Annotated in this window: 16 protein-coding genes; 1 reads left to right on the top strand and 15 read right to left on the bottom strand. The window is 34.4% G+C overall.

What is annotated here, in order from left to right; all coding sequences use genetic code 11:
* Positions 1 to 3: 3 nt before the first annotated feature.
* The 15 genes from fliF to MKY81_RS13070 all read right to left on the bottom strand — a co-directional run bounded on the left by fliF (position 4) and on the right by MKY81_RS13070 (position 16627).
* A complete protein-coding gene (gene fliF, locus MKY81_RS13140) occupies positions 4 to 1596 on the bottom strand; it encodes a flagellar basal-body MS-ring/collar protein FliF (protein ID WP_107921074.1) in 1593 nt (530 codons plus the stop codon).
* A 67-nt stretch (positions 1597 to 1663) separates the two neighbouring features.
* Positions 1664 to 1972 (bottom strand): flagellar hook-basal body complex protein FliE, encoded by a 309-nt coding sequence (gene fliE / locus MKY81_RS13135; protein ID WP_107921073.1) that lies wholly within the window; start codon positions 1970 to 1972, stop codon positions 1664 to 1666.
* A 14-nt stretch (positions 1973 to 1986) separates the two neighbouring features.
* Entirely contained in the window at positions 1987 to 2436 is a 450-nt protein-coding gene (flgC, locus tag MKY81_RS13130) for a flagellar basal body rod protein FlgC (protein WP_066233028.1), read from the bottom strand.
* Positions 2437 to 2438: 2 nt separating this feature from the next.
* Positions 2439 to 2831, bottom strand: a complete 393-nt coding sequence (gene flgB / locus MKY81_RS13125; RefSeq protein ID WP_066233026.1) for a flagellar basal body rod protein FlgB — start codon at positions 2829 to 2831, stop codon at positions 2439 to 2441.
* 396 nt (positions 2832 to 3227) lie between these two features.
* Complete coding sequence (codY, locus tag MKY81_RS13120) at positions 3228 to 4007, bottom strand: GTP-sensing pleiotropic transcriptional regulator CodY (protein WP_107920826.1); 780 nt, start codon at positions 4005 to 4007, stop codon at positions 3228 to 3230.
* Positions 4008 to 4185: 178 nt separating this feature from the next.
* The gene (gene hslU / locus MKY81_RS13115) at positions 4186 to 5589 is read right to left on the bottom strand and encodes an HslU--HslV peptidase ATPase subunit (RefSeq protein WP_108070731.1); all 1404 of its coding nucleotides are present in this window, start codon (positions 5587 to 5589) and stop codon (positions 4186 to 4188) included.
* 77 nt (positions 5590 to 5666) lie between these two features.
* Positions 5667 to 6209: an ATP-dependent protease subunit HslV gene (gene hslV / locus MKY81_RS13110; protein WP_066230314.1), complete on the bottom strand. Its 543-nt coding sequence runs from the start codon at positions 6207 to 6209 to the stop codon at positions 5667 to 5669.
* Positions 6210 to 6314: 105 nt separating this feature from the next.
* Entirely contained in the window at positions 6315 to 7214 is a 900-nt protein-coding gene (gene xerC / locus MKY81_RS13105) for a tyrosine recombinase XerC (RefSeq protein ID WP_066230311.1), read from the bottom strand.
* Between the two features lie 271 nt (positions 7215 to 7485).
* Positions 7486 to 9561: a type I DNA topoisomerase gene (gene topA, locus MKY81_RS13100; RefSeq protein ID WP_107920825.1), complete on the bottom strand. Its 2076-nt coding sequence runs from the start codon at positions 9559 to 9561 to the stop codon at positions 7486 to 7488.
* Positions 9562 to 9947: 386 nt separating this feature from the next.
* Positions 9948 to 10820, bottom strand: coding sequence for a DNA-processing protein DprA (dprA, locus tag MKY81_RS13095; protein ID WP_066230304.1), 873 nt, complete (start codon positions 10818 to 10820; stop codon positions 9948 to 9950).
* Between the two features lie 68 nt (positions 10821 to 10888).
* Positions 10889 to 11791 carry a succinate--CoA ligase subunit alpha gene (gene sucD / locus MKY81_RS13090; RefSeq protein ID WP_107921168.1) on the bottom strand — a complete coding sequence of 301 codons (903 nt, stop codon included), beginning with the start codon at positions 11789 to 11791 and terminating at the stop codon, positions 10889 to 10891.
* Positions 11792 to 11812: 21 nt separating this feature from the next.
* Entirely contained in the window at positions 11813 to 12982 is a 1170-nt protein-coding gene (gene sucC, locus MKY81_RS13085; RefSeq protein WP_066230300.1) for an ADP-forming succinate--CoA ligase subunit beta, read from the bottom strand.
* 204 nt (positions 12983 to 13186) lie between these two features.
* Positions 13187 to 13462 carry an EscU/YscU/HrcU family type III secretion system export apparatus switch protein gene (locus MKY81_RS13080; RefSeq protein WP_066230297.1) on the bottom strand — a complete coding sequence of 92 codons (276 nt, stop codon included), beginning with the start codon at positions 13460 to 13462 and terminating at the stop codon, positions 13187 to 13189.
* Complete coding sequence (locus MKY81_RS13075) at positions 13459 to 14724, bottom strand: hypothetical protein (protein WP_066230294.1); 1266 nt, start codon at positions 14722 to 14724, stop codon at positions 13459 to 13461. Before MKY81_RS13075 ends, MKY81_RS13080 begins: the two co-directional genes overlap by 4 nt.
* 34 nt (positions 14725 to 14758) lie before the next feature.
* Positions 14759 to 16627, bottom strand: a complete 1869-nt coding sequence (locus MKY81_RS13070; protein ID WP_325946734.1) for a terpene cyclase/mutase family protein — start codon at positions 16625 to 16627, stop codon at positions 14759 to 14761.
* 167 nt (positions 16628 to 16794) lie between these two features.
* Between MKY81_RS13070 and MKY81_RS13065 the strand changes: the two genes are divergently transcribed.
* Complete coding sequence (locus tag MKY81_RS13065) at positions 16795 to 17958, top strand: iron-containing alcohol dehydrogenase (protein WP_066230293.1); 1164 nt, start codon at positions 16795 to 16797, stop codon at positions 17956 to 17958.
* Positions 17959 to 17985: the final 27 nt, after the last annotated feature.

The raw sequence follows: 17985 nt of genomic DNA, 5'->3' as shown, positions 1-17985 counted from the left end.
CCTTTAATCCTCTGAAATCCAAGTTCTTAATAATTTTGCAAACTCATCTGGTTTTTCTTTCGCCATTTTTTCCAATTGTTTCTTTCTTAATGAGCTTTCTGTTTCATGTTCCTCATTAACATCTGCGATTCGAACAGGTTCAGGTTGCTCAAGTAAATCTTCATCATCTTCTTCAGTAGCTGCCTTCTTTTTAGATCGCAGCATGAAAATAATTAACACGATTATTACTAATAAAAGTAATCCACCAATGAGATACACCCACCACGGAATTTTCGACTTATTACTAGCAGTTTCTTTCATTTTTCCATCAAAAGGTTGGACCGAAACAGCAATTTTATTTTCAAGATCCTGGTCACTAATATTTGCAGCTTCCTTTTTATCAATCGATGTTCTAATGATCGTGGATAATATTTTCGATACGTCATCCTTTGTACTTTGAGGCAATGAGTTCGGATTTTTCGGATCAGGTGGTTCAAGCATTACTTGAATTCCAAGATCTCTTATTTTATAAGGACTTTCTGCGACTTGTTTATGAATTTTATTCACTTCATAATTGACGGAGTCCTGTACTTTTTCATAATCTCCATTAGAGTCACTACCAGATACATAACTACTTCCTAGGGAATCAGCCGGGTCTGAACCTTGAGGAACTCCACCTGCCGATGCACCTTTTCCTGAATACGTTTCAGTAATTTTCTGGGCACTAATTTCAAGACCCTTCATATTATCTTTATCAACTGGCGCGACTAAGTTTTCCTCACGATTTTCTTGAGTAAAGTCGATGTCGGCAGTTACGGATGCTACAACTTTGTCATAACCGATCATTGTTCCTAGCATCGTTTGAACTTGCCTTTGAATATCACGCTCAATTTGATGTTTTATATCCATTTGTTGAGTAAATGTATTTCCCGTACTATTATCATTATTTAAATCAAAATACTCAAAATTTTGATTCATAATGACGATATTATCATTAGATAGGTTAGGGACACTTTTCGATACCAAGTTATATAGGGACTTTATTTGTGATTGATTAAATTCATAACCAGGTTTCGTCGTTAATACAATTGATGCGGATGCTTCGGCATTTTTATCATTTACAAATATTTCTTTCTTAGGCATATTAATCATTACCTTGGCATCTTCAACACCATCAATTTCCTTAATTAAGTTAGATAATTCTGTTTGCATAGCTTCCAATTTAACTACATCGAATTCATTATCAGTCATGCCAAAACCGGCATTTTGACTAAAGAAAGAATAATCAATACTTCCAGATTTCGGGATTCCCTCTGAAGCTAATTCAATTTTTAACGAATCAACATTTTCTTCAGGTACTTTAATCGTTTTTCCGCCATCAGCAACCTCGGATTGAATCCCTTTTGAATCAAGGCTTTCTTTGATTGAACCTGCTTCCGATGGGGTTAGATTGCTATATAGGGGTACCATAGTCGTTCTAGTAGTAAAAAATGTAATAATTGCAATTAAAAATATAACTAGCAAAATGGAGGAGATACCTACGATCTTTTGTTTTTTCGATAAATTATTCCAAAAGTCTTTCATCTTGACTGAATAGTTTTTTAATTTCTCATTCATTAACTATCCTCCAATATCAAACAAAAAAAGAATAAATATAAAATATATTATTAGTACTAGCAAGCTATTAAACTTGCATTCTCATTGTTTCTTGATAAGCTTCAACTACTTTATTTCTAATTTCTAATGCCGCTTGTAAAGTAATACTAGCTTTTTGAGCAGTAATCATTACTTGATGTAAATCAACATTTTCACCATTAGCCATTTTTTTTGTTAAAATATCTGAATCAATTTGTGATTGGTTCACATCTTCAATTGATTTTTTTAGAAAATCGGAAAATTTGACTTGTGATTGTGTATTCGGCGATTGGATATTTTTTTGTTCCAACGGTCGTAAAATATTAGTAGCAACCGAATTAATATTTTGTATAGCCATTAGTACTCCTCCTGTTATTTACCTATTTCCAAAGCTTTCATCATCATCGATTTGGACGCATTTAGAACAGTTACGTTTGCCTCATATGATCGGGTAGCACTCATTAAATCCACCATTTCCCTCAGTGGATCAACATTTGGTAAGCTAACGTAACCATCTTGATTGGCATCAGGGTTTTCTGGATCATAAACCATTTTTGAAGGTGTATTATCTTCGACTATTTTATTTACTTTAACCCCACCAATGCCATTTTGATTATTTAGAGCTGTTTGAAAATAACTTGTAAAAGAATTAGATTTCGGCTCAAGTACGACCATTTTACGTTTATATGGTTCCCATACTCCATTTACTAATTTTCCTCTTGTTGTATCGACGTTCGCCATATTAGAGGAAATAACATCCATCCTTAATCGTTGTGCAGTTAGAGCGGAGGAAGTAATCCCCATACCATTAAACATAGACATAATTATTTCCCACCTCTAATTACTGTCTGTAATGTTGAAAATTTTCCACTAATACGATTAGATAACGCATCATAGTATATTTGGTTTGTTGCAAGATCTGACATCTCTTTATCAATGTCCACACCATTTCCATTTTCGTTATACTCAATATTTTGTTGTGTAGATATAACCGAATCATTTGTCGTATTTTGAAATTCAAAATGCCTTGAATCCGTTCGTATTGCTTCAAATGGTTGATTCAACTGTTTCGCTAGCATCTGTTTAAAACTAACGTCTTTCGGTTTATAATTTGGAGTATCAACATTTGCAATATTATTAGCAATAACTTTTTGCTTTAATGAGGAATAATCTAATGCACGTTCTAATGTATTGAATGTATTGGAAAATAAATCCAATTTGTGACACCTCTTACTTTTCTTTGACATTTTTTGATTTTATATGACATTCTTTTTACAAACTAATATTATTTTAAAGTTAAATATTCAGCCTGTCCATGCTATGAATAAAAATTACATTAAATTTTCTTTTGTTTTATTAAAAATAGGACTTTTGGCATATGCCCATTTCTCTACATGTCATGTCATTATTTACTTTTCTAATTTTAGCAACTTTTAATTCTATTAACTACTGTGATTTATTGGGATTTTTATTAAATTTATTTTTTAGGTCTTTATTACTAGTCCATTTTCACAAATATCTGAAATTAACCGTTTAGAATATTATATAAACATAATAAAACCACCAATGATTAACTCATTGGTGGTTTTTGATTGTCGAAACTCGACGAAAACTTAATTTGATTTTAATTTTTCAAGTTCAACAAGGAATTTATCATTTAAAACTTTAATATACGTACCTTTCATACCAAGAGATCTTGATTCAATTACTCCGGCACTTTCTAATTTACGAAGCGCATTGACGATTACTGATCGTGTAATACCTACTCTGTCAGCAATTTTTGAAGCTACTAATAAACCTTCTTTGCCATTTAACTCTTCAAAAATATGTTCAATTGCTTCTAATTCACTATATGATAACGAACTAATTGCCATTTGAACAACCGCTTTGCTTCTAGCTTCAACTTCAATTTCTTCAGATTTTTCACGTAGAATTTCCATTCCAACTACCGTTGCACCATATTCAGCTAGAATTAAATCATCATCCTGGAATTTCTCTTGAAGACGAGCAAGAATTAAAGTACCTAATCTTTCTCCTCCACCGATAATTGGAACTACTGTTGTTAATCCATTTTGGAAAATTTCTTTATTTTCTACCGGAAATGCTGTATATTCACTATTTACATCTAAGTTTGGTGATGTTTCATTTATGCTGAAAAGACTATTTGTATATTCTTCAGGGAATTGACGATCTTCTAACATTTTTGTCATACGTTCGTTTTCAACTTGTTGATTAATCGCAAATCCTAATAGCTTTCCGCGACGGCTAACAACATAAACATTTGCCTCGATTACTTCACTTAATGTTTGTGACATTTCATTAAAATTAACTGGCTTCCCAGCAGCTTTTTGTAACATTGCATTAATTTTTCTTGTTTTGTCTAATAAATTCATTTTTCTTCCTCCTAGTGGATTCATTACTTCATTTTTTTATTTCATTTTTTTGAACTAATAAGGATTCTTTCCTTGCTATGTTAATCCCAGCTGTTGATTTTTCGCTTCAGGTGCCGGCTTTTTCTCTCCAATCAACTCAGCGGCAAAATCAATATTGTCCTTTAACATAGCTATTTCATTAAAGAATAAACTGACTTAAATCTTTGTTTTGCGAAATTACTCCGAGTTTTTCATTTACATATTGGGGTGTGATGTTAATTTTTTCTAATGTTATATCTGGTGCTTCAAATGATAAATCTTCAAGAAGTTTTTCTAAAATTGTGTGTAATCGTCTTGCCCCAATGTTATCTGTATTTTGGTTAACTTCATATGCAATTTCGGCAATTCTAACAATAGCATCGTCAGAAAATTCAATTTGTATACCTTCTGTTTCCAATAATGCACAATATTGTTTTATTAATGCATTATCCGGCTCAACTAAGATTTTCACAAAGTCGTCAACAGTGAGTTTTCCAAGTTCTACACGGATAGGAAATCGCCCTTGCAATTCAGGAATCAATTCAGATGGTTTCGCCATATGAAAAGCACCCGCAGCAATAAATAAAATATGATCTGTTTTTACAGAACCGTATTTTGTAACAACGGTAGAGCCTTCGACAATCGGCAAAATATCTCTTTGTACTCCTTCACGTGATACATCAGCTGAAGAATTACTATTTTTACCGACAATTTTATCAATCTCATCTATAAAAATAATACCCATTTGTTCTGCACGAAAAACAGCTTCTTGTGTTACTTCATCCATATCGATTAATTTTTGTGCTTCATCGTTTGTTAAGATTTTTCGAGCTTCTTTAACAATCACTTTTCTTTTCTTCTTTTTCTTAGGAATTAAATTGCTAAACGCATCTTGCATATTCATTCCCATTTGTTCCATTCCAGATCCTTGGAGCATATCAAACATAGAAGGTTGCTGCTCTTCGATTTCTACCGTAACCAATTCATTTTCAAGTTCACCGTTGGCTAGTCTTTCCTCTATGTTTTTTCGGTATTCTTTCATTGGAACATCTTCAGAAGAATCCTCTTCTACATCATTCGATTGATCATTTCCACCAAAAATCATTTCAAAAGGATTTTTATAATTTGATGATTTCTTTTTTGATGGCATAAGCAATTCAACTAATCGACGATTCGCATACTCTTCTGCTCTCTCTTTTACTTGAATTACTTTTTCTTCTTTTACTAAACGGACTGCTGTTTCAACCAAATCTCTTACCATTGATTCAACATCACGGCCAACGTAGCCGACTTCCGTAAACTTGGTAGCTTCTATTTTTATAAAAGGGGCACCTACCAACCGCGCCATTCTTCTGGCTATCTCTGTTTTTCCTACTCCTGTAGGGCCAATCATCAATATGTTTTTCGGAATGATTTCATCGCGAAATCTTTCATCTAACAGGCTCCGGCGATACCTATTACGCAATGCTACTGCTACTGCTCTTTTGGCATCTTTTTGCCCGACAATATATTGATCTAATCGATCGACAATTTGTCTAGGGGTTAAACTCATTGCTTTATTCATATTGTTTGCCATATCAATTCACTCCTTAAATTCAGTTTAAATAAATTTCTTAGTGATTCGAGAAATGACATAACTTATTAGAGTTCTTCCACAATAATATTAGTGTTCGTATACACACATATGTCCGCCGCAATATCCAGTGATGCCTTCGCAATTTCTTTTGCACTTAGCATTTCTCCTGCATGTTGTTTAAGCGCCCTCCCAGCCGATAAAGCATAATTTCCTCCGGAGCCTATAGCAAGAATTCCGTCATCTGGTTCAATTACTTCACCTGTGCCAGAAATTAACAGCATCTGACTTTCATCCATTACGATTAACATTGCTTCAAGTTTGCGTAAAATTTTATCGCTTCGCCATTGCTTCGCAAGTTCTACTGCTGCTCTTGTTAAATTACCGTTAAACTCTTGTAGTTTTCCCTCGAACATTTCAGATAAGGTAAACGCATCTGCTACGGAACCTGCAAAACCCGCTAACACTTTCCCGTTAAAAAGCCTTCTTACTTTCTTTGCAGTATGTTTCATTACTACTGCATTTCCAAAGGTAACTTGACCATCACCCGCCATTGCTGCTTTACCTTTATGCTGAATAGCAAAAATCGTTGTTGCATGGAAATCTCCCATATGAACACCTCCGAATAATTAATGCAAATTAATTATTAGTTATTATAATTGGACTTCACATATTCCATTGACAAATTAAAAAGAACCTATTCATTTGAAACTGATTTAAGCTCTTGGATGATGAGATAAATACGTTTTACGTAATTGTTCTTTCGTCACATGTGTATATATTTGAGTTGATGATAAATTTTCATGTCCAAGAAGTTCTTGTACCGTCCTTAAATCTGCACCATTATTTAGTAGATGTGTAGCAAATGTATGTCTTAGCATATGTGGATGCATTTTTCCAGTAAGTGCAGCTTTGCTGATCAAATTATTCAATATATGACGAATTCCTCTAGTTGTTAACGGAGTTCCTCGAAAATTGACAAAAAGATATTCGTGATCGGTCTTATTCATAAGTAAAGGTCTAGCATTCTTTATGTAATTGTTTAATGCCTCACTAGCAAATGTCCCAAATAATACAATTCGTTCTTTTCTCCCTTTACCTTTAACATGAATCGTCTCAAAGTCAAAATCAATATCACTTAGTTTAATATTTGCACATTCACTTACACGAATACCCGTGGAATATAATACTTCAAGAAGTGACAAATTTCGAAAATCTAAGGTTGAATTTCCTTGGCAAACTTCAAAAAGCTTTTCCATTTCCTCTTCATAAAAGAATTTCGGAATCTTTAGATGCTTTTTTGATTGGGATATTAACGTAAACGGATTTTCCTTTACCGTCTTTTCTCTCATCAAAAATTTAAAAAAGCTTCGTAAGCTAGAGATTTTCCGAGCTAAACTTGTTCTGCTATATTCCTTTTCATAAAGTTTTGTTAAATACAACCTGGCGTCAAAATATTCAACATCTTCAAGTTTTGATATACCTTGTTCAGCCATGAACATAAAAAAGTTTTCAATGTCTTGTCGATAAAATTTCACAGTGTATTCAGAGTAGTTTCGTTCTACCTGAATATACTCAATAAAAGCATATAGATTCGTTTTTAAATTCTCATCCATACTAACACCTCATAAGGGCTACTAAATATTATCACACTTTAGTAGCCCTTGCAATCAATGTTACAAACTTTTCACAAAGTTTCGAATTATTCACTAAACCAGATTATTTAAATTCGACAAATTTTTTGTTTATCCCCTAAAGCATTTTACAACACTCGTTCGAAGAAATAAAGTATTTGCAATTTTTTTAGTTAATCTATTATCTTAAATTTTTTCTTATTAGAACAAAAAGAGTGAGTTTCGTTAACTCACCCACATTGTTGTTTCTTTTTTACTCCACTGTCTTTTCTTTGTAATCACAATTTGTACATTGTACTTGAACGCCTTTTTTTAATTTCTTTTCAACTAGAAGTTGCTCGCATTTCGGACATTTTCTTTCGATCGGCTTATCCCAAGATAAGAAATCACACTCTGGATAACGATCACAACCGTAAAAGATTCTTTTCTTCTTACTTTTTCTTTCAATTATATTTCCTTCATTACATTTAGGACATTTGACCCCTATTTCCTTGACGATTGGTTTTGTATTTCTACAATCAGGAAAATTGCTGCATGCCATGAATTTACCATAGCGTCCCATTTTGAAAACCATTGGATTTCCACATAATTCACAATCTTCGCCGGCTTCCTCATCCTTTATTTCAACTTTTTCCATTTCTGATTCGGCCTTTACGAGATTTTCATAAAAACCTTTATAAAAATCATCAATGATTTTTACCCACTCGACTTTCCCTTCTTCAATTTCATCAAGATTATGTTCCATTTTTGCAGTAAATTCAACATCTAATATTTCAGGGAAAAATTCCATTATAAGTTCTAAAACAATTTCGCCAAGTTCAGTCGGAATAAATCTTTTATTCTCTAGAGCGACATATCCTCTTTTTTGAATTGTATCCAATGTAGGAGCATATGTAGACGGTCGGCCAATTCCGAGTTCCTCAAGTGTTTTTACTAAACGTGCCTCCGTATATCTAGGAGGTGGCTGTGTGAAGTGCTGTTTCGGATCAACCACGTCTGATTTAACGATATCTCCTTTTTCCATTTGAGGAAGAAATTTATCCTTTTCTTCAGATTGATCGTCCGTTCCTTCAACATACACTTTCATAAAACCTGGAAATTTCAATTTCGATCCATTTGCTCTAAAAACAATCTCTCCATTATTTAAATCGACACTCATCGTATCCATAACCGCTTGTGCCATTTGACTAGCAACAAAACGTTCCCAAATTAATTTATATAACCTTAACTGATCTCGGCTTAAAAATGCTTTAAGCGAGCTCGGTTCTCTCATCGTACTTGTCGGACGAATAGCTTCATGGGCATCCTGAGTATTGGAGGATTTCTTTTCCTTCCTTTGCTCTCCGCGAATATATTCTTTTCCATACTGCTGTTGAATAAAATTTGCCGCCTCTTCTTGTGCAACCTCTGATATTCGAGTTGAGTCTGTTCGCATATAAGTAATGAGACCGACCGTTCCTTCTTTTCCTAAATCGATTCCTTCATAAAGCTGCTGTGCTAACATCATTGTCTTTTTCGCTCTGAAGTTTAACTTTCTAGCCGCTTCTTGTTGAAGAGAAGAAGTGGTAAATGGAGGAGCTGGATTGCGTTTTCTCTCTTTTTTGGATACGGAAGTAATTTCGAAATCCTTCCCCTTAATTTGCGAAAGAATGGACTTAACTTCCTCCTCCGATTTTAGTTCTACTTTTTTTCCATTTTTACCGTAAAAGGAACCTTGAAATGTTTCTTTTCCTTTTTTAAAATCTGCAACGATCGTCCAATATTCTTCAGGTGTGAAATTCTTAATTTCATTTTCACGGTCAATGATCAAGCGGACAGCTACGGATTGTACACGGCCTGCACTCAATCCCTTTTTTACTTTCTTCCACAATAAAGGACTTATGTTATATCCGACTAATCGATCCAAAATCCGTCTTGCTTGTTGAGCATCAACAAGGTCGGTATTTATCGGGCGAGGATGTTTAAACGATTCTTTAATGGCATCTTTTGTAATTTCGTTAAAAACAACCCGACAATTAGAATGGATATCTACATCTAGGCTATGTGCCAAATGCCACGCAATTGCTTCCCCTTCACGATCAGGGTCAGCTGCCAAGTATACTTTTTTAGCTTTTTTTGCGGCTGTCTTCAATTCCTTTAAAATAGGTCCTTTTCCTCGAATTGTTATATATTTCGGTTCAAAGTTATGTTCAGTGTCGACACCCATTTGACTTCTTGGTAGATCCCTAATATGTCCCATAGATGCCTTAACTTTATATTTTTTTCCTAAATATCGTTCAATGGTCTTTGCCTTTGCAGGTGATTCCACTATTACTAAGTACTCTGACATTAAGAAGCCTCCCAGAGGTTTTCATTATTTTTCTAGTTATATACTTTTTCGATATTTCTGATACATAAAATCAAGTGTTCATATTAACCTTGATTTTTTTATTTGTCAATAAAGAGTGGAAGTTCAAAACTAGAAATCGTTTTCATTATAAGTTTTTTATTGCTAGTATCTGTTGGAAACAGTATAACAGATATTCCAAAATTGCAACCTTTTTCACTTAAATAGATGATTTTTTTATCATTTCGTTCCAAATTGCTTAGTTGTTTTCCTTTAGAAACGTTAGATAAATCTAGATATATGAAAAAAATCTGAGAAAATTACAGCATAAAATTATTGCCTAAATTAATATTATTTATTGAACAGTATACATAAATAGTTAACTCTGCCTAAAGATTGAGTTCATTAATAATATCTTCACTATTTAATACCAACTTTGCACCCTGTTGTATTAACATATTTGTTCCTTTTGAAAGTGGATCAAACATATTACCCGGAATAGCAAATACCTCTCTACCTTCCTGTAACGCATATTCCGCAGTAATTAATGACCCACTTCTTTCCTCCGCTTGAATAATCAATGTTCCAACCGATAATCCATTAATTATTCGATTTCTCATTGGAAAATGCCATTTTTGCGGCTTCACTTGTGGAGGATACTCCGAAATAAGAAGGTGCTCTTTTTTCATATTCTCTGCTAATTGTTTATTTTCCTGCGGATATACATGAAAAAAACCATTTCCTAAAACACCAATTGTTTTTCCACCAAATTGAATAGTTACTTGATGTGCTATTGTATCTACCCCTTTTGCTAAACCACTTGTTATGATCATCCGTTTATTTAATAAACTTGGCAGCAACTCTTCTATCACTTTTCTGGCATATCCATTTCCTTTTCGCGAACCGACAATGGCAAGTGAGGGCTCGTTAAGAAGAGTGGCATTACCCATTGTGTATAGAACGATAGGTGGATTGTAAATTTGTTTTAATCTAAATGGGTATGTTTTATCAAATATAGTTATTGGATGGATATTATGATTCGTGAGGGTCGCTATAATTTTGTCGGGATTTAAATGTTGAAGATCATAATAAAACTTGGAGAAAAGTTCGGGTGGAAGTTGCGTGAGATTTTTTAATGTGGAATCTGAAAAGCGATATATATTTTTTAAACTAGGGTCCGATTTTAGTATAGATATCATTCCTTTTGATCCTATTCCCCTGCAATAATGAAGATGTATCAATCTTTTCTTATACTCTTCCATATAATCCTCCTTTAAATGTTAGTAAAATAGTCCCTCTTAATAGAGGGACTATTAATTATGACTTTATCTTAATGTGTTTTACACTTTTCGTAAAGTCCTCTTTCTTTAAGTACTTCAATTAATGTTTCACCCATTACTGATGGTGTTGCTGCCACTTTAATTCCGCACTCATTCATGACACGGATTTTTTCTTCAGCTGTACCTTTTCCACCGGAAATAATCGCACCGGCATGTCCCATGCGTTTTCCTGGAGGTGCTGTTACACCGCCGATGAATCCTACAACCGGTTTCGTCATATTGGCTTTCACCCAGTTAGCAGCTTCTTCTTCTGCAGTACCACCGATTTCACCAATCATAATAACAGCTTCAGTTTCTGGATCTTCATTGAATGCTTTTAGCACGTCAATAAAGTCAGTTCCATTAACGGGATCTCCACCGATACCTACAGCAGTAGTTTGTCCAATACCTGCTTGTGATAATTGATGAACTGCTTCATAAGTTAATGTACCAGAACGTGATACGACACCAACATGCCCTTTTGTATGAATGTATCCAGGCATAATACCGATTTTACATTCTTCAGGAGTGATGACACCAGGACAGTTAGGACCAACTAAACGAGTCTTTTTGCCTTCCATATAACGTTTTACTTTTACCATATCCAATACAGGAATATGTTCAGTGATACAAATTGCTAAATCTAATTCTGCATCAACAGCTTCCATAATTGCATCCGCAGCAAAAGGAGCTGGAACATAAATGACGGAAGCATTTGCACCAGTAGCTTTAACCGCTTCTTCAACGGTATTAAATACCGGTACACCTTCAACTTCTGTTCCGCCTTTACCTGGAGATGTACCCCCAACGATTTTTGTACCGTATTCTAGCATTTGTTTTGTATGGAAAAGAGCTGTTTTTCCAGTAATACCTTGAACGATTACTTTTGTATCTTTATTAACAAAAACGCTCATTATATTCCCCTGCCTTTCTTATTATCTTGTTGTGCCTACTAATTCAACGATTTTTTGTGCACCGTCTGCCATAGATTCAGCTGCTACAATATTTAATCCGGATTCATTTAGAATTTTCTTACCTAAATCAACATTCGTTCCTTCTAAACGAACAACTAAAGGCAATTCTAAACCAACTTGTTTCGTTGCTTCTACGACACCTTCAGCAATAATGTCGCATTTCATAATTCCACCAAAAATATTTACGAAGATACCTTTAACATTTTCATCAGATAAGATGATTTTAAATGCTTCAGTAACTTTCTCAGCAGTTGCACCGCCCCCAACATCCAAGAAGTTAGCCGGATCGCCGCCATAATGTTTAATAATGTCCATTGTAGCCATTGCAAGACCTGCGCCGTTTACCATACAACCGATTTTTCCGTCCAATGCAATGTAGCTTAAATCATATTTAGAAGCTTCAATTTCTTTTGGATCTTCTTCTTCAAGGTCGCGATATTCTAACACGTCTTTTTGACGATATAGTGCATTAGAATCAAAGTTTAATTTAGCATCTAATGCCATTACATTACCATCACCTGTTACTACAAGTGGGTTAATTTCGGCAATTGAACAATCTTTTTCAACAAAAGCAGTATATAATCCCATCATGAATTTAACTGCTTTATTTACAAGATTAGCTGGAATGTTAATATTGAATGCAATTCGACGTGCTTGGAATGCAGTCAAACCAACAACCGGATCAATTGTTTCTTTGAAGATTTTTTCAGGTGTCTTTTCAGCAACCTCTTCAATTTCTGTACCGCCTTCTTCAGATGCCATTAATACAACACGTGAAGTAGCACGATCTAAAACAAGACCTACATAATATTCTTTTTGAATATCACAACCTTCTTCAATAAGAAGGCGCTTTACTTCTTTTCCTTCTGGACCAGTTTGGTGTGTTACCAATGTTTTTCCTAAGATTTCGTTTGCATATGTACGTACTTCTTCCAAATTCTTAGCAACTTTAACACCACCGGCTTTACCACGACCACCAGCATGAATTTGTGCTTTAACGACACATACAGTAGTACCTAATTCCTTTGCTGCTTCCACTGCTTCTTCAACTGTGAATGCAACTTTACCATTTGGTACCGCTACCCCGTATTTTCTGAGGATTTCTTTACCTTGATACTCATGGATATTCATTTTCCATCCTCCTATCAAACTCTACAAAAAATAAACTGCGATTCCATTGTATAAAATGGATTAAAATATGTCTAGCTTTCTGACGAAATTAGAATTGTTTATAACGTTATTTTATCTATTTTTTACTAATTATTTCCATACTTCCGAATCATTCCATTTTCGGAAGATGAATACTCATTTATATGAATATTGCGATTCATTTTACTAGTTAGCAATATTGCGATCCAAACGATAAATAAATGCAAAAACTTCAGCAACTGCTTCATATAATTCTTCAGGAATCGTTTCATTTATTTCTAGTTGACTAAGCAATTCTACTAAATTATGATCTTCTTGAATTGGAATATTTTTTTCTTTTGCTACTTCAATGATATTTTCAGCTGTTAAGCCTTTCCCTTTTGCGATAACTTTAGGTGCATCCTGGATTTCGGATTGATATTTTAAAGCGATTGCCTGTTGTCTTTTATTCGTTTCACTCATATTCGTATATCCACCCCCGAGTATTGGTTTATCACCGAATTTGAAAGAGACTTTTGAACTTCATTATTTGAAGAATGTTCGAATTGGATTGCGGATAGGGTGTAATTTAAATCTTTCAATCCTTGTTTTAATTTTGGAAGGATGAGCTTTGCCATATTTTGCAGTTGCTCGTTATTATTAATAATTTTTATTGAAATAATTCGGTTTTGCACCTTCATATCAACAATGGTTTCCTTCAGATGTTCCAATTCTAAATAAAATAATACATGGCAATAATCAGGGTCTATTTTCCCATCTTCTTTTCGTTTCCCGGACCATTGCATTGTTAGTTCTGTTTGAAATCCAAATAATTGTAATGGTAATTGATAAACAATATGCTGGTATGGTGTATTTGAGTGTGATAATAATTGTTGTCCATTCATTTTATTAATGATCTGTTCTGCAAGTTCTTTTGTCTCCAATGTATGGCCGGTTTCCTGTAAATACTTTACTAACAACGGCTTCATGCTATTTTCTAAACTTTTGTTGTCTTCTATATTTGCTAAAATATCTGCTTCGTAAAACAATCCCATTTTACTTGTTGTTTTCTTTAATAATGATAATAGAATTTGTGGGACGGATTCTTTATTGTTTGCATCTAAGTCTTTAAGTTGTATAGATTCAAGTGTTGATAACAATGCTTGGACTGTTTTTGTTTTAGGTTCAGCAATTAATTGAGATTCTAAATTTTGGAGCAAAGTTTGTATTGGAGCTTTGGGACTTAATACTTCCTTTAGTGATTTATAAATGGACTCAGAAAAAGGAAAGTCTTTTTCCACCATATATTTTAGGGCTTCGAACCCTTCCTTTGTATTATTCTGATGTTCAATCCATTGACCGGCTTTCAAGATTGATTCCTTCGGTAAGGGAATTTGTTCTTTTGCTAAGAATACTGTTAATTCTTTAAAAATTTTACTATTGGGAAGAGATAATTGTTTTAAAATAGAATCTTGAGTTTGATTTTCCATTGATAAAGGGGAAAGGATTTTTAAATGAATTTCTCCCTCTTTTGTTGATGCTTGAAACCAATACTTTCCGCCATTTATGATAGGAGCCTCAAGCTTTGCCAAAATATTTTGATTCCCTACTTTAACAACAGCTGTTTGATTTGGGTATATTTTACTAATATTTCCTGCAAAAACGTCACCCGATTTGAATTCAAATTGATTTTGAAGGGGCTTCACATCTCCTCTTAAAATTGACTGGATATTTGATAAGAGCATTCAATCCCCTCCTTTTTTGGGCTATTATCATAAACTACTTGTTAAATTTTTTTAAATATTTTACAAGTGTGAACAGGGGCCAAATATAATCATAGCTATGATAATGAATATAAAATTCCCCACCCATCCCTTGACCTTTTGGATAAGAACTCCTCCAATCTTTAATATCGGCATGATTGATTAAAAAGTTTATTCCTTTTTGTATCGAAGGAGTAACTTCATCCGCTATCGTTATTAAGGAGTCAAGGGCCCATGCAGTGTGGGTTAGTGTGCTTACACCCAATGGGATATATTTTTTTATTTTATCACTATTACATGACTCCCCCCAACCTCCATCGACATTTTGTGTGTGCTCAATCCACTTTTTTGCACGAGTGATTGATGGATGATTGGGTCTTATACCAACTGCCATTAATCCTATGATTGCTGTCCAAGTACCATATATATAATAAATTCCCCAGCGACAATTCCAACTGCCATCATCTTCCTGGTGATTTACAAGCCATTTAATTGCTTTTTTAATTTGTTGATCATCTTTATCAATGCTTGTATAATTCCCCAAAAAATCTAACGTTCTACCTGTTAAATCTACTGATGAGGCATCTAGCAACAACCCTTCCCCATAAGGCAATAAATTCAATAATGGATTATCAACATTTTTTTCAAAAGCTGCCCATCCGCCATCGTCATTTTGCATGGATAAAACCCAGCGAATCCCTCGATCCCACACATTATAATAATGTGGCTGTTCAATTATTAGTTGATGCAACGCACGCAAAGATGCAATTGTATCGTCTATATCCGGATTGATTGTGTTAACATTTGAAAATCCCCAACCGCCAGGATATGTATGCGGATTATGAACCGTCCAATCCCCTAGTTTTACATGTTGTCTTTCTAATAAATATTGATTTGCTTGACGAATGTTTACTTCTGTATGGGGAATTCCAGCAAATTGGAGTGCTGACGAAATTAATGCAGTATTCCAAACATGCGCCGTCGTATACTGACAATGCTTATCCCCATTAATCGTGCAAATCATAGATTTCAATCCGTCAATGGCTTTAATAATTTTTGAATCATTTTTATCCTTTCCCCGGGCAATGAATGCAAAAATCATATAGAAAGTTGCACTGAAGTAGCTATAAAGTGTGCCATCTAGTTCGATATGATCATATAAATATTGCTCCAAATATTCCAATGCTTTTTCATGAACATCTTCCTTTAATTCTACAATTTGTTCAATTCCCTGTTCAATGAAATCGAAAATTGATCTCGTTTCATCGGTAAACTTGTTCTTTCCATCAGTTTTCCTAATTATAAGATCTGCTAGATTCGGAGAATTTGCCGGTTTTACTACTAACTTATAATCCGCCACTATAAGTAAGGGAGCTAAGTTTGCTCTGCCAAAGACAGATATGTCAAAAAAATTAATTGGAAATTTTTCAGGAAGGAGGACTGCTTCTACTGGAATTGGAAATGGTGAATCCCACTCGATTTGACCTGTTAACGATAATAAGGCAAGTGTGAACATGTTTGCTTTATGGAGCCCACCATTTATCATGATAAATTCTTTTGCTCTTATGAGATTAGGAGAATTCTTCTCTACGTAACCCGAAAACAGCAAGGCATAGTAAGCTGTAATGGTTAATGATAAATTCCCTTTCCCTTCATCAACATATAGCTTCCATGTCCCATCATTGTATTGTTCCTTTAAAATACGATTAACTAGGCTTTGAATTAAACTTTCATCATTTTTTTCCAAAACTCTTAATAAGATAATCATATAGCAATCTGTTAATATCCCTGTTTCAAAAGGATATTCCCAAGAACCATTACGGGATTGATCAGAAAGCAAGCGCTCTATTATTTTATCCCTTTGTCTTATTACATCTTTCCTCATCCTTATCATCCTCTCTGGGAACTCATTATCTATATTTTTATTCTTACAGACTTGTCTAATTTCCAAAACAATTATTGTAAAATGAAAAGATTGTAGCATATTAATAATGCTGCATTTTTGCATTTCTTATTTCTCTATTTCATAATGTAGGTGAGGAGTGATTGTTAATGGATAATTTTACATATTGGAACCCAACTAAATTAATATTTGGTAAGGGTCAACTTGAACAGTTGAAAGTAGAAGTTCCACAATACGGAAAAAAGGTGCTGCTTGTTTATGGTGGAGGCAGTATTAAGAAAAACGGCTTGTATGATCAAGTGGTAAAAAATTTAGAAGAGATCGGCTCACAAGTATTCGAATTATCTGGAGTTGAGCCAAATCCGCGTATCTCAACGGTAAGGAAAGGCGTCGATTTATGTAAAAAAGAGCAAATTGATTTTCTCCTTGCTGTTGGTGGTGGAAGTGTCATTGACTGTACAAAAGCAATTGCAGCGGGAGCGAAGTATGATGGGGATGCGTGGGATCTTGTTACGAAGAAAGCTTTCGCAAAAGAAGCCCTTCCCTTTGGTACAATACTAACCATTGCAGCAACTGGTTCAGAAATGAATGCAGGATCGGTTATTACCAATTGGGAAACGAATGAAAAGTATGGCTGGGGTAGTTCGGTTACATTTCCTAAATTTTCAATACTTGACCCAGTTAACACTATGACTGTTCCGAAAGATCAAACCGTATATGGAATGGTCGATATGATGTCACATGTGTTCGAGCATTATTTTCATCTAACAGAAAACACACTTATGCAGGATCGGATGTGTGAATCATTATTACTTACTGTTATGGAAACTGCTCCAAAGCTAATTAATGATCTGGAAAATTATGAATATAGATCAACGATTTTATATACAGGAACGATGGCATTAAACGGTATGCTTTCAATGGGCTATCGAGGCGATTGGGCTTCCCATAATATTGAACATGCCGTTTCGGCTGTTTACGATATTCCCCATGGTGGTGGATTAGCCATCCTCTTTCCAAATTGGATGAAGCATAATTTAAAGGTGAAGCCTTCACGTTTTAAACAGCTCGCAGTACGGGTATTTGGCGTAGACCCTGAAGGTAAAACCGACGAAGAGGCTGGTTTAGAAGGGATCGAAAAACTGAGGGAATTTTGGAATAGTATCGGTGCACCATCCCGATTAAGTGATTATAATATCGATGCAAGTAAATTAGAAGTGATGGCCGATAAAGCAATGGCAAATGGTGAATTTGGCAATTTTAAAAAATTAAACCGTGAAGATGTATTAGAAATATATCGCAAATCCTTATAAAAGGAAATAGGCTGACATTTTGTCAGC

Source organism: Heyndrickxia sp. FSL W8-0423 (assembly GCF_038009395.1).
In the GTDB taxonomy this organism is placed as follows: Bacteria; Bacillota; Bacilli; order Bacillales; family Bacillaceae_C; genus Heyndrickxia; species Heyndrickxia sporothermodurans.
The sequence above is the reverse complement of the archived record's forward strand: the minus strand, read 5'-3'. Positions and strand labels throughout refer to the sequence as shown.